The organism is Paenibacillus sp. MAHUQ-63 (assembly GCF_028765165.1).
GTDB lineage: Bacteria > Bacillota > Bacilli > Paenibacillales > NBRC-103111 > Paenibacillus_E.
This window is the reverse complement of the sequence record NZ_JARADB010000002.1, coordinates 1,180,560-1,195,414: the sequence shown is the minus strand read 5'-3', so window position 1 is coordinate 1,195,414 and position 14,855 is coordinate 1,180,560. Positions and strand designations below refer to the sequence as shown.

Here is a 14,855-nt window from a genome sequence, read left to right as displayed (position 1 = left end):
TAACCTTATTCCACAATTTTACTTGCGATAGCGGCCAGGTCGGCAATATCGATCATACCGTTGCCGTCGTAGTCAGCCGCCTTGATCCGATTCCAGTCGGGGCTTGTGCTGTCCTTGCCGTAATGAGCTGCGGCGAACGACAGATCGCCTATGCTGTAACGGTTATCGCCATTGGCGTCTCCCGGCTTGCCAGGCGGCGGAACGACAACTTCGATCCGGGCGGATGCCGGACGCGCCGCAATCTCTCTGCCTTGGCTGTCGCCTAACAGGACATTCGAGACCGCAACCGTTCCGGACGTTGTTTGCTCAAGCGCTTTGGCTTGGAAGGCCAGCTGCACCAGTTCGACATTGCCGCTAATCGCGCTTCCCGCGCCTTGGCTGGCCAAGATCAACCTTATTGTGCCTGGAGCTGACTTCTCAGACACGATCTCGACGCCGCTGCGGAGCGAGACGGATGATACATAATCCATAACGGCTGCATCGTATTCAACCGTAATGTCCTCAGCATAGACGCCGGATGTCACATTATGAAGCCCAACATTTACTGTAAACGGCTGTCCCTTGGTCACGCTGATAGGTGCCGACAAGACGGCGGCGGGCTCCTCGTTATAGACGCGCACCTGCACGGTCTCCGCTGCCGTTAATGCGCCATAAGTGGCTGTAATGACACTGGAACCCTCCTTCAGCGCCGTAATTAAGCCGCTTGACGAGATCACCGCCACATCGGTTTGCGAGCTGCCGAACTGCGAGTAGCCCGTCACATCCACCGGTTCTGCGTGTTCGGCGTCATACGCCATCACTCTCGCCTGCTTCGTTGCGCCTGCGGCAAGCTCGCCGATCGGCTCCAGCTCGATCCGTTTCCGGCTCTCGCCTAGCGTGACGTAGCTGCTCGGTTCACTCTCGTTATGCACACGGTCTACGGCAGTGACCGCATAGGTGAACTGCTGCCCCGCAGCTGCGGCGGTATCGGTGTAGCGCTGCACATCGCCCGGCTGTTTGCGGACTATAGCGGCGATGTGGGAAGGCTGATCGATGCTGCCTCCCTCGCTGCCATCGAATCTGTATACGACGTAATACGCTGCTTCGCCGTCCGCTTCGACGCTCCAGGTAAGCTCGGCGCCATTCGTACCTCGCACAGCGGAGATCAATGCCGGTTTCCCTGGCGCAGCAGCATCGATCCAGGGCATCGCCGGAATCAATGCAGGCAGCTTGTAGCTGTCCGTTGTCAGGCGGTCTTTGATGCCCAGCGGATTTCTGAGCAGGTCCTTCGTGCTGAAATGCATGCTTCCCTTAACGTCTGCAAAGTTCCGGTTGTATGTCAACTGATTCGGCAGCTCGTCGGGAAGCGCCCATGCCTCATTGTTCGCATCGATTTTGTAAACCGCGTGGCCGATATACAAATGCACATTGGTCCCCTGTGTTTCTCGGGTCCACCAGTCGATCAGCTTCTCGTAAGCCGCCGCCGTAAAGCCGAAATTCCAATAAATTTGCGGCGTCATATAGTCGATCCAGCCTTGCTTGATCCAGGTCCGCGTGTCCGCATACAAATCATCGTAATTACGCTGGCCGGCTGTCGTATCGGAGCCCGTCGGATCGTCGGCAATATTGCGCCATACCCCGAACGGCGAGATGCCGAACTTCACGTAGCTTTTCTTGTGTTTAATCGCGACGGACAGTTCATGCACCAATTTGTTCACGTTGTCCCTACGCCAGTCTCCTTTGTTCGTGAAGCCTGTTCCGTATGTTTGATAGGTGGCATTGTCAGGGAAATCTTGGCCGTCTACCACATAAGGATAGAAATAGTCATCCATATGAACAGCGTCGATATCATAGCCATTCACTACTTCCATAATGCTGCCGATGACAAAATCTTTCACAGCCGGCACGCCCGGATTGTAGTAGAGCTTGCCGCCGTAGCTGACAACCCAATCGGGATGCTGTCTTGCCGGATGATTCGCAACCAAATTCCCGATATTATCCTTCATGGAGACCCGGTACGGATTGAACCAGGCATGGAACTCCATATTGCGCTTGTGCGCTTCCTCAATCATAAAAGCCAGCGGGTCATAGCCGGGATTCTGTCCCTGCACTCCCGTCAAATACTCGGACCACGGGCCGTACTCAGACGGATAGAAGCTATCCGCTGTCGGCTTCACTTGAACGACTACGGCATTCATGCCCGTTGCGGCCAATTGGTCCAGCATGGCGGAGAAGGACTGTTTCTGCGCTTCCGGTGTCACAACGCCCTTCTGCGGCCAGTCGATATTGTCCACGGAGGCGATCCATGCCGCTCTCAGCTCGCGTTTCGGCGCCGATGCCGGCTGATTGACAACGATCGTGAAATAATCCGTTTTGCCTTCGAACGAAGCTGTAATCATCGTAAAACCTACTTTCAAGGCGCTTACATTCCCTGTTTCGTCAACCGCTGCGACAGCAGGGTTGCTGCTCTTGAACGTTACGCCGCTCGTCAGCTCGACCGGATCCGGCGTCAAGCTGTACTGCGCCGTCACGCGAGGGTGCTGCGTATCACCGATTATCATGGCGCTCAGCCCCTGAATCTCGATGCTTTGCAGAACGGCGATAGGGTTCGTGACGACAAGCTCATAACCGGCTGTTTTACCTCCGTATGCGGCAGTAATCGTCGTCTGACCGGCCTTCATCGCCGTCACCTTGCCGATCGCATCGACGGTTGCCACATCCGTGGCACTGCTGCTGAAAGTAACTTCGCTAACCGGCAGCTCAACCGGGTTCGCCTCACCGGCATACGTCGCGAACACCTTCGCCTGCTTCGACTGACCTTTCTCCATCGGCGTCAGTCCTGCGATCTCCAAGCGTTCAACCACAGGTGCCTCTGCGGTGACTTTCAGCTCATACACTGCAGGCGGCGCGCTTCCATATAGCGCCGTAATCGTCGTGCTGCCTGCCTTCAGTGCCTTCACTGCACCTTGGGCATTCACGGCTGCAACGCCAGGATCGCTGCTGTAGAAAGTTAGGCCGCTTCGCACCGTCACAGGCGCCGTGCTGCCGGAATACGTTGCCTGGACGACCAATTGCTTGCTTTCGCCAATCACCATCGGCGTCAAACCGGACAGCCCCAGCTCGAACACATCCGTGTTCGCATACAAAGCCGTTACTTGATCGATGTAAAGGGTTCCCCCGTTTTTGTTCGTGTCGCTCGTCTCCACCAGGTAAATTTGATTCAATCGAATCGGCGGCTTCAAATTCGCAGGCAGATCGATCGTGACATATTTCCACCCGAGCCAATTCAGCCCGCCGACCAGCGTGAAATCGATCGTCGGCTTCGTGCCGGCGGAATCCTGCAGCATAGCGCGCAGCCAATGCTTCTGACCGTCGCCGTATACCCACACGCCAAGCTTTCGTGGATACCCTTCCAGAATGCGGCCTGTGCCGCCAAGCTCGTCTTTGAAGTTCAAATAGGCTGCAGATGTGCCTGTCGTTCCCGTAAAGTCATACGTGAATTTCCCGGCGAATGTGCCGGCTTGCACAGGTTCAGGTCTGTTGGCCTTCGTGAACTGGACCGAGTTCGGAACTGAACGCACACTGGACGCTGCAAGATCGCTCGTGTTCTCGAAATCTTCGACCACAACCGAAGGCTTGCCGACGACTACGGCCGCCTCCCCGCTTGCTCCGCCTGCCCCGCCTGTAGAAACCGACACCTTACCGACCGCCGTCGTACTCGATGCTGTCAATTGACCTGCGGAAGAGACGGTGCCGATCCCGCCGGTTTGGCTCCAGACGAGCCCTTCTGCAGGAACCGCCATTTCGCTGCCGCTTCCGTCATACCCTTTGACGGTATAAGCTTGCGTTGATCCAGGTGCGATATTCGCAAATGCTGGTGAAAGTTCCAGCCTGCGGAGCACGGGGGCATTCAGATCCGAGATCTGCATGCCTTTGTAATAGGCATCGAGAATTTTGTCATAGCTCCAGCCCTGCTGCCCGAGCATTTGCGCTCCGAATTGGCTCATGCCGACGCCATGTCCATTGCCGCCGCCGTAGAAGGTAACACCCGTTAGTTCGCCGCCCGTATCGCGTGCGAGATCGAAAGTCAGGAACGCCGAGTAGAGGATACTGGGGTTTTTCAGCGGTGAATTATCATAGGTTCCTGCCCCTCCCTTCGCACGGTAAGCGAGTACATCCCCGCCGCCGGTGTCCGTCTTATTGGGCCGAATCGTAAAGCGAATATTGTATTCGCGCAAAATTTTATAAGTGCCGGTGCTTCCCTCAATCACAAGCTCCATCGCGTTGCCGCCGGCCCCGCGCCTCGCAACGTACAGATTGGCAATCGTTCCGACGCCTTCTTCCGGTATCGGTTTACTCGCAAAAGCGCCGTCTTCGCCTTTCGTCAAAACAAACATCGGTTCTTGCGCATAGCGTACTTTGATGTTTTTATTCACCGTATTTTGCAGCTCGGTTCTCGTCAAACTCACTTTCCAGCGGAAATACGGGGATTCGGAATCATAGCCGGTATAAGTCAAATTTTTGTAAAAATCATTCAACGCCTGCTCATTGGACGTATCGATGCTGAGCATACTTCCGCTGTTTGCAGGATCGAACGTATAGCTGCGCCCCGTCAAATACGGAAGCGGCGTTCCCGGGAACAGATTCGTGTCGACATCCTGCCACACCTCATGCTTCGATGCTCCGTAACCGCCTGATGTCGAGTAAAATCGCGCATCGACGAGCGCATTGCCGCTCTTCATGATCTTGCCGGCAGTTGCTTGCACCGCCTGCGTCGTCAACGCGTTTTCCACTTGGTTGTTGTACACTTGGCTGAGCGTGCTGTCATCGATGTGGAAACCGAGATCGGCGAACCGGCTCGTCATATAATCCGTTAATGCGTAAGTGCGCGCTGCGACGGACTGCGCTTTCAAAGCCTCCAGACCGAATGAAGCGGGCATCTCGCTAGGGACGACCTGATACAAATACTGCTCGATATCCAGCTCGTTAATAAGCCTTAGCTTCGATTTGTCGGGATTAAGGAATATTTCGAGCGTCCCCCGGTACTGAGGATTTCCCTGAGCTCGGGTAATCGACATGACCTGCAGCAGCGAATCATCGGCCGCCGGCTCGATATACAGCCGGTTTGGCGTTACTGCGATGGGCGTGCCGTTTTGTTGGACTGCGATTTCCCCGTTGGCGACGGTAAAAGATACTTGCGCACCCGCCGCAACCGGGTAGGTCTGATTAGCTGCCTTATCGGTGATCGCGAAGCCCTTGGCCGACTTGATCTCGATGGCACCGTGATTGATTTGCGTCATGTCGGTGATGTCGCTAATATTGTTGCGGATGCCGACACGCATCCGGTTCATCGGCGTTTCCCCGACGATAACGATACGCGCTGCCTTGCCGTCTTCGCCTAAATAGACGTCGACGTTCTCCGCACCGACCATGACATCGTTCAGTGTGCGTGCCACGCTCGTGTCGGCGAACTGCTGCACGACGGTCAACGTATCGCTCAAAGGGACAGTACCTTTGTAAGCCAATTCAATCGTACGGGCTGCCGCATTTTTGGCCATGATCTTCTCATGGATCGGGGCTGCCGCCGCAAGAGAACTCCCCCCTGCTTCCTCTTGTGCATACACAGCGTTTAAACCGCTTCCATAACCGGATACAATTGTGCAAACCAGCAGCATCACGGCAAGAGATGCCTGCCATCGTTTGCGTAGCGAATAGGTGTAGCCTCTCATCATTAGGCACTTCCCTTCTATGTATGTCCTTTCTCTTCAATTACCGCTTATGTTGGTTCGTGTATGCACGACTGATGACTCGCTCGATGCTAGACATGAACATCTCAGATCCCTTCGACGCGCGAAATCATGCGCGGATTGCTGCAGATTCACGCGCCGGTTCATGCGCGAATTCATACGTAGATTAATGCGTCGGTCCATGCGCGAGTCCTTACGTAGACTCATGCGTCGGTCCATGCACGAATCCATACGTAGATTCACGCGTAGCTCCTAACACCAAACCATGGAAGATTTACGCGCAGGTACAAATGAGCATGAGACGGGGCACACCCGAGTGTCATTAGTTTCGTGAACTCCGCTCATAACCGCTGATAAATTCATCGGTAGTACACACGTCGACTCGACCCTCTCTACCTGACTTCGCCTGACTTCGTTTCTCGCACATCACCCTTTCCCCGGAATCTCAATGCGATACTATATGTATCGCTCGCTACAACAAAACAAGCTCCCTATACTGTGAATAGCCTTTCTTCAACCTCCTCGAAAATATTGTTTCGAAATTTTAATTTCTAATGAAATTAAATTTCATCGCATATACGTTAAGTTTATCCGCAACTTTTCAATATGTACATAGCGAACCGTGACTGTTTCTGTCTGTTTTCCACCCATGAATACTGAGGAAACGTAGCGAAACCTGTCGTTACAAAATGTATCTGAGCAGCTAGGCGTAGGCCTCCTGGCAGATGCACAGTGAATATCAAGGATTAACGGAACTATGATGCGTTATTTCCGGACAAAACACCCTTTTGGCAGCTTAAGGGGAAATATGATGCCTTATGTAGATTACTTTAACCGCTGTGGCCAACTTTCTGCGCAAATAAGACATCTTATTTCCGCAAGCGCCAAATGAAAGCGATTTCAACCAAAAATAGCGGCCTGTATTTCCTCAGCGTAAACTCGCCCCCACCCGAGGACGAGAACGGGAACGCTAGCGGCGGCGGGGCATGGTGGCGGTAACAACGACCGGAGCGTTGATCCTGAGCCAACGGAGTAGTGGCTATACGCTCACTTCCGTGAACTCACCCCCCCACTCCTGAGGAAGGGAACGGGAACACTAGCAGGGGCGGGGGCAAAGTGACGGTATCGACGACGGAGCGGTGATCCTTCATGAGCCGACGGGATAGTGGCTATACGCTCACTTCCGTGAACTCACCTCTCCCTCAGAGGACGAGAACGGAATCGCTAGCGGCGGCGCAGGCAAGGTGACGGTATCGACGATGGAGCGGTGACCCTTCATGAGCCAACGGGATAGTGGCTATACGCTCACTTCCGTGAACTCGCCCCCCCCACTCCTGAGGACGGTAGCGGCGGCACTAGAGGCGGCGGTGCAAGAAACGACTTCGGCTAGTGGTAGAGATCCCCGTGCTGGCCTGGGTTCGCACACCGACGACAGCCTAACGGACACAGGCGCCGCTATTCGCGCAATATACACCGAGCTTCTGCGCTAACGGTCACGAGTGACGTTATTTGCCAATTTCGAGGCTCAACAAGCCCAAAATGGCCAAAATAGAGGCTCTGGTGTCCGTTACATTTCCGAAGCCGCGCCTTTTTTCGGCGAATAAGGGCCGCTGTGTCCGCTAGAGAGATCCGACACGCTCTGACACGCTCTGACACGCTCTGGCACGCTTTGGCTTTGGTACTCTTTGGCTCTGGCACGCTTTGGCTTTGGCACGCTCCGGCACGCTCCGGTCCGGGCGGGCAGGGCGGGGCCAAGCCCGCCCCAAAACCAAAAGAAGACCGAACAGGCATCCCCCCTGTTCGGTCCTTCCGTCACTTACGGTCCATGTCCACATGAACCCGGCCGTCCTCCACGATCACTTTGTACGTTTTCACCCAAATCTTCTCGCTGAACAGCGATTTGCCGGTACGGATGTCGAACTCCCAGCCATGCCAAGGGCAACGGATGATCTCCCCCGCCTTGCCGTATTCATATTCGTAGACGCCGGACGGAAGCGTTGTGCCGGAAACGAGCCCGGCGCACATCGGCGCACCTTGATGCGGACAATAGTTGTTGATGGCATAGAAGCTGTCGCCCAACCGGTAGATGCCGATACTCTTCCCCTCGACCGTCACTACGGCATGGCCGCCATCAGGAACAGCATCCACATCCAGCACATCATGCACGGACATCGGCTCCTCCTCCTCCTCCCCCCATAAGCTAAAGTTTAAACAGATTCTTTGCGTTCTCATAAAAGATTTTGCGCTTAGCTTCCGGCTTCAACCGTCGCAAGATCATATCCGGCGAGTCGAAATCCCAATGCGGATAGTCGCTGGAATACAAAATCATATTCTCGGCATCGATCATATTGAACAGATCGATGAGATGCTGCGGATTATCCGGCTCTTCAATCGGCTGCGTCGTCAAATAGCAATGCTCCCGAATATACTGGCTGGGCAGCTTCTTCAGCCAAGGAACCGTGGAACGCAGCGCTTTGTAGTTTTTATCGAGCCTCCACATCAGATGCGGCAGCCAGGCGATGCCTCCTTCGGTAAGCACCACCTTCAACCGTGGAAACTTCTCGAATACGCCCTCGCATACCATCGAGACCAAATGCGCCATGAACATTTGGGACAAGCAGGTGTGCCATTCGATGTACCGGGACGGGTACCCGGCTGCCGTTGGCGCCGTCGAGCTGCCGCCGCCCTCGGCCCCAGGATGAATGGCAATCGGAAGCCCGTTCCGTTCAGCCGCCTCATAGATCGGGTGGTACATGCGCTGCCCCAGCGGTGCGCGGGCCGCGCTGGAGATCATCACCTCGACGATGTCGGGATGACCGCCGATCCGGTCGATTTCCCGCGCTGCCAGCTGCGGGTCCTGCGTGGCGACGGACATGGCGCCTTTGAACGCCTTGTGCCGGCCCAGCCACTCCGCGATCAGGAAATCATTGTAGGCGGAACATATGACAGCCGCATAATCCGGATCGTGCGTCGTCGAGATGTTGTAGACCACGCCGGTCAAAACACAGTACTCGACATTATAGCCTTCGAGCAGCTGCTTGATCAGAAGGTCAGGGTCTGATCCGGCCTTCCCGCCGCCCGGCGGAATGGCGTCCTTCTTCATGACGCCTACCGGCGAGTAATAGCCGGAACCGGAATAACCGATTCCGGTTGCCGCCACGCGCGACCGCCACGGCTCCGCCAGATAGGGCAGCAGCGCGCTGTCGTTCTGTTCATTATGGACGTCCACATCAATGACCTTCATCCGTTCGTCGGCCATTCGAATCCCTCCCATGCGGGGAGCACGAAGCGAGTCTTGCCCTTCATGCTCCCCTGTTGTGCCTAAGGCTTATTTCTTTCCATATGTGCGTGTGTATGCCGTATTGTACATGTTGAGCAATTCGTCAGCGCCAAGCTTTTTCGTTTGGTCGATGAATTCCTGCCATGTTTTATCGTTAATCGGCGTTTTCCCGGATACGAATTCCGTCAGCTTTTGCTCCAAATATTTATTCAGATTGTTCAGCTTCGACTTCTCCAGCTCCAGCTCTTCGCTCGTTTTGACAATTTGCTTCGGCGCCGGAATGATGAAAGACTCGTAGCTTTTGTTAATCGCTTTGCTCTTCTCGCTCAGCCCGCTTTCCCACACAGCCCGAGATTTGGCGTTATCCAGCGTAATCATGTCGTACCAGACGCCCCAATCTTTGCGCAGCGTTGTAAACGGTGAAGCGCCGAAGTCTTTGTTGTATACCGGCTTGCCGTTTTCTTTGGTATACGTCTTGCCTTCGATCCCCAAGGATAAATAATTGGAGCCTTCCTCACTGAGCAAGTAGTCGAGGAATTGCACCGCCCGGTCCTTATCTTTCACCTTCGCCGAAATCGCACGCCCCGTCGATCCTACGACCGACCGGGAGAATTGATAGTTCTTGATGCCGTCGGCCGCAAACTGCGGAATGGCATCCAGTGTGTAATCGGCGATGCCCGCTTTCCGCCCCTTGTCCATAAGCGTCTCCAAATCAGCCTTCCAGAAGAACGTAACGAGCGATTTCCCTTTCAGAATGCGCTCTTCCCATTGTGCTTGCGTAATCATGGAAAACTCAGGATCGAGCAATTTCTCATTAAACAGCTTGTTAAGGAAAATCAACGAGTCCTTATATCCTTTGTGGTAGGGAGCAAAGGCATATTTGTCTGTCGAAGGATCCACGTTGTAGAAGCCATGAATGCCGGTGAACGCCCGCCCGAACGTGGTAAATAGCCCCGTATCCCCAACGATGGCATTGTTGATCAGCGGGTACGTGTCCGGTTGTTTTTCTTTCAGCGCTTTCAGGAACTGGTAAAATTCTTCCACGGTCGTCGGCGCTTTCAAACCGAACTTATCCATCAAATCTTTGCGCGTATACCAGATGAAGTTGAAACCTTTGCCTTCCGCGTCGCCTTCGATGACCGGTACGGTATAGATGCCCCCGTCGGCTCCTGTGGCCACAGCTTTGGCTTCCGGATATTTTTCGTAGAATGCTTTCAGATTCGGAGCTTTATCCAAGTAGTCTTTCAAATTCAAGAACACCTTGTCGGGACCGTGCTGTCTTCCTTCCAGTGTATCGACCTGAATGAAATCGGTCACGGCGTTCGTCGCGATCATAATCTGCTTCTTTTCCTTCAAGCCTTCCTGGCTGACCACCTGAAATTCGATTTTCACGCCGGTCTTCGCTTCGATTTCCTTGAAAATCTCCCAGTCCTGCCGCACCTTCCCCTCCGGGCGGTCGTAAGCCAGCCAAGAGAATGTGATCGGCTTCTTGGCGTCTTCCCCTTTCTTCGTATCGCTTGCTGCCGGCGTATTTGCCGTTTCGTTCGTACAGCCGGCTGCGACGATGCCGGAGAGCATAACTGCGGATAATGCTGCTGCCACCGTTTTTCTTTTCATAGATATACCTCCCTTGGATATGGAAAAAGCTGCTTACCCTTTAATGCCGCCAATCATGGTGCCCTGTACGAAATACTTCTGAATGAATGGATATACACACAAAATAGGGAGTGTCGCGATCATGATAATGGCATATTTCATCGTCTGAAGAAGGTTCATATCCCCTTCCGCTTGAATTGTAGAGCCTGCGACCAGGATATTGCGAAGCATAATTTGCAGCGGATACATCGAACGGTCGTTCAAATAAATCAATGCATCGAAGAACGCATTCCATTGGTTCACGGCCGTGAACAGGCCGATGGTCGCCATCACGGGCATCGACAGCGGCATCACGACACGCAGGAGCACCTGCAGCGAAGAACAGCCGTCTATCGTGGCCGCATCTTCCAGCTCCTCCGGCAGCGCTTCGAAGAACGTCCGCATGATGAACAAATACCATGTGCTGATCATGGTCGGCAGCACGATCGCCCAGATGCTGTTCAGCAGGCCGAGCTTCTGTACGACGAGGAACGTCGGAATCATCCCGCCGCTGAATAGCAGCGTAAACGCGGCCATCATTAGGATGAGCTTGCGGCCGGGCAGCCATTTTTTGGCCAGCGGATAAGCCATCGCAGAGGTTGTAATCAGCGTGAATACGACATGGACAACCGTATAACGGATCGTGTTCCAATAGCTGATCCATAGATCCGGATTGGCCGTCAGCTGCTTATACGCGATAAGGGTTACCTGTTTGGGCAGGAACAGCACTTCGCCGCTCGAAACCATGGCGTTGTCGCTTATAGACGCGGAGAACACGTACCACAGCGGATAAATCATCACAATCATGATCACGATCATGACCGTGTAATTAAATGCGTCGAATATCCGGGAGCCGGCCGATTGTCTGATTTTCATGCAGAATCCCCCTTCACCATAAGCTTGTCTCTGAGTATTTCTTGGCAATCCGGTTGGCGCCGATGACAAGTATGAGACCGATGACTGATTGGAACAACCCGACGGCAGTGGCAAAGCTGAAATCCGCGTCCAGGATCCCACGGCGGTATACGAATGTGTTGATGACGTCGGACGTTTCGTAGTTCATGGAGTTGTACAGCAGCAAAATTTTTTGGAAGCCGGTTTCCATGAAATGCCCCAGTGTCAGAACGAACAAAATAATCATCACAGGCACCATGCCGATAAAGGTAATGTGGCGCATTTGCTGGAAGCGGTTGGCGCCGTCCATTTTGGCCGCTTCATACAGCGTCGGATCGATCCCGGCGATGGCCGCCAAGTAGAGAATCGTTCCCCAGCCGACCTTTTGCCATATTTCCGAGGAAACATAGATGGTTCGGAACCATTCGGGCAGACCGAGAAACAGGATCGGCTCCATCCCGAACACTTTCACGAGCAGGAAGTTAATGATGCCGGTTTGCGGCGATAAGAATGTCACCAGAATCCCGGCAATGACTACCGTTGACAGAAAGTGGGGCATATAGCTGATGCTTTGTGCGATGCGTTTGAACATTTTATTCCGTAATTCATGAAACAAGATGGCCAGTAGGATCGGGGCCGGAAAATGAAACAGCAAATCGTATACATTCAGCATGACTGTGTTGCGAATGAGCTTCCACGAATCCGGGTTTACATAGAAGAATTCGATAAAATGCTTGAACCCGACAAATTTGCTGCCAAGAATTCCTTTGCCGATCGAATAATCCTGGAACGCAATGACGACTCCGTACATAGGCACATATTTGAAAATGATGTAGTATAAAATCCCAGGCAGCATTAACAAATATAGCGCTCTATGTTTCTTGACGATGTACCACATTCCTTTGCGCTGCGGCATACTGCCTCCCCCCTCCTCCTTTCGGAAGTTGATGGCCTAACTATACGAGAAGGCGCGCCGCAGCGTAAAGATCGCATAATTGCTTGACGTCTCATTTTTTGCGAAGCCTGATTTCATGCGGTTTCTGCGGGTCTCGATTGGCCTTGGAAGAAAAAATAGAGACTTCGGAAAAAATGAAGTCTCTATCTATTCAGTGATGCATCGTCCGGAATTTGGCCGGCGTGATGCCCTCGTATTTGCGAAACGTGCGAATAAACGAATTGCGGCCCCAATAGCCGACCTTCTCGGCAATGTCATCGATTTTCATATCCGTCTCCAATAGAAATTGCTTCGCCTTCATCAATCTGTACCTGGCGATGTATTCAACATACTTCTCGCCTACCGCTTCTTTGAACGTTCTGGAGAAATGCCCGTTGGACATATTCAGCTTCTCTGCAAAATATTCGATCGACAGCTCTTCATTGTAATGTGCATGGATATAGTCGAGCACTTCGGCGAACAGCTGCGTCCGCTGATCGGGCTCTTCCGTCCGGAACAGGACGGCATGACTCTCCTGGAAACAGGCTTTCAATTCCTCCCAGGTCATACAGCTGTTCATCCGCTCATACAGGCTCGAGAAGAAAGGGACATTGAAATCGTTATGCTCCGTCTCCACGGCACGAATCCACGTGTTAAGCACATCCGTACAAAAATATTTGACCTGCAGCGCCGTCGCATTGCGCCGTCTTCCATCTTCCAGCCGCTCGTAGACGAATTGCAGCAGCTTCTCATATTCCCGGGTTTTGTGCTGATTGAAAATCCGGTTCACGTCCTGCACGGCCAGGAAGCTCTCCCACTGCGTCCGGTCTGCCTCCAGCGGACCGCGGCAGATGTCCACATCCGCCTCAAGTCCCCGATTCTGCATGACCGTCAGCGCATGCTCGTACGATTCATGCAGCTGTTCGATAGCGTTCACCGGCTTCCCGATGCCGATCGTCGCTTTGAAATATTGGCTGTACGACTCCAGCACCAACCGGACGATATCCGCAGCCTCCTCCGCGCCCAAATGCAGGAAAGGGTCGTGCGCAACGACACAGGCCATGACGTCCGGCTTCGTTTGGCAGAGCCAGATAGGCGATGGCGTGGACTTCCTGATCAATTCTTTAATCTCAACGAACATGAAGGATTTCGTCGTTTCCGATAATTTGGCGTACATTTGCGAATTGTAATGAAAGGCAATCGTCAGCACGGTGCGTACCGCGTGCTTGTCATAGGTGAAACGAATTTCTTTGGCATATAACGCGATGGAGAGCTCATCCTGGTATTCCCCCAGCAGCATTTTCGTCACGAAAAGCTCATGCATATAAGGAACCATGCCGCTCATGCGCTGCGAGAGCTCTTTGTTCTCGTCCGTAATCTCCTGAATCGGACGGTATAACCGGCGGCTTAAATAATAAGACACCAAGCTGCCGACAACGAGGAAGAAGATCAGGAATGCCCAAGAGATCATTCGCGTTATATAGGCGGGCTTCATGAGCGTACGCAGATCTGCAACCGTTACATAGTACCAAGTATCGTTAAAACGGGACTTCACTAAGGACATCGCAATTTCGTCGGTGACGAGGAACTGTGAATCGGCGGAGCTCAGGCGCGCATGCGTCTGTACCGCTTTGATCTCTTTGTCCGTGAAGCCGAACGCATTCAGAATCGTCCCTTGGGAAGAGGCGATCGCCGTCCCCGTCACCCATTTCTCCGGTATGGAAATGAGCTCTTTCAGCTTGCTCTGGTCAAAGTGCACGACCAAATACACCTCAGGATTATCCGTATTGAACGGATAGCTCATGACGGCCGATAAGCCGAGCTTGCCCGTATCGGTAACTTCCATCATTTTCTTGCCGGCGAATTGGGAAAGATAGCCGCCCTTTTGCTGCTCATCCAGCGGGTAGGTCTGGGTAAAATAGTAGGCTTTGTCCGTGTAAATATCCACATCGGCGACCAAATCGTGATTGGCGAAGTATAGGAAAACTTTCGAGACGAGCTTGTCGGATTGAAGCTTCATGAGCTGCTCCCGCAGCGTATACAACTGTTCGGCCCGCTGCTGGTTCTCCCGTGAATCGTCAATGACTCGGAGCAAGCCGGTCACATTGGACGAGCTCAGCATATTGATCATATTCGTTTTGAGCGCATCGAGAGCCGTGTCCGTCTGTTTGGAGAAATGGCTGATGACAACGTCGTTAAGCTTCTCCGCATCCTTCTCAATCGTCCGTACGACCAGCACGTGAGCCAGGAAGCTGGCGACAATGACCGGGACCATGATGACGATGAAATAGTTAGTAAAAAGCCGCCAGAATAAAGCTAACCGGAACTTGTGCACCTTCGAAATCGCTTTCACGCAAGCGCCGCCCCCCGAATACGTCTTTATTTC

The 14,855-nt window shown here is 53.3% G+C and carries 7 protein-coding genes; all 7 read right to left on the bottom strand.

What is annotated here, in order from left to right; all coding sequences use genetic code 11:
- Nucleotides 1-5: 5 nt before the first annotated feature.
- Nucleotides 6-5,711: a family 10 glycosylhydrolase gene (locus PUT07_RS13745; protein ID WP_274468670.1), complete on the bottom strand. Its 5,706-nt coding sequence runs from the start codon at nucleotides 5,709-5,711 to the stop codon at nucleotides 6-8.
- Nucleotides 5,712-7,538: 1,827 nt separating this feature from the next.
- Nucleotides 7,539-7,898 carry a Rieske (2Fe-2S) protein gene (locus tag PUT07_RS13740; protein WP_274468669.1) on the bottom strand — a complete coding sequence of 120 codons (360 nt, stop codon included), beginning with the start codon at nucleotides 7,896-7,898 and terminating at the stop codon, nucleotides 7,539-7,541.
- A gap of 28 nt (nucleotides 7,899-7,926) precedes the next feature.
- Nucleotides 7,927-8,985, bottom strand: a complete 1,059-nt coding sequence (locus PUT07_RS13735) for an amidohydrolase family protein (protein ID WP_274468668.1) — start codon at nucleotides 8,983-8,985, stop codon at nucleotides 7,927-7,929.
- 69 nt (nucleotides 8,986-9,054) lie between these two features.
- Nucleotides 9,055-10,623, bottom strand: coding sequence for an extracellular solute-binding protein (locus PUT07_RS13730; RefSeq protein ID WP_274468667.1), 1,569 nt, complete (start codon nucleotides 10,621-10,623; stop codon nucleotides 9,055-9,057).
- A 33-nt stretch (nucleotides 10,624-10,656) separates the two neighbouring features.
- The gene (locus PUT07_RS13725; RefSeq protein ID WP_274468666.1) at nucleotides 10,657-11,517 is read right to left on the bottom strand and encodes a carbohydrate ABC transporter permease; all 861 of its coding nucleotides are present in this window, start codon (nucleotides 11,515-11,517) and stop codon (nucleotides 10,657-10,659) included.
- Between the two features lie 13 nt (nucleotides 11,518-11,530).
- Nucleotides 11,531-12,451, bottom strand: a complete 921-nt coding sequence (locus PUT07_RS13720; RefSeq protein WP_274468665.1) for an ABC transporter permease — start codon at nucleotides 12,449-12,451, stop codon at nucleotides 11,531-11,533.
- Nucleotides 12,452-12,641: 190 nt separating this feature from the next.
- A complete protein-coding gene (locus tag PUT07_RS13715) occupies nucleotides 12,642-14,822 on the bottom strand; it encodes a helix-turn-helix domain-containing protein (RefSeq protein WP_274468663.1) in 2,181 nt (726 codons plus the stop codon).
- Between the last annotated feature and the right edge of the window lie 33 nt (nucleotides 14,823-14,855).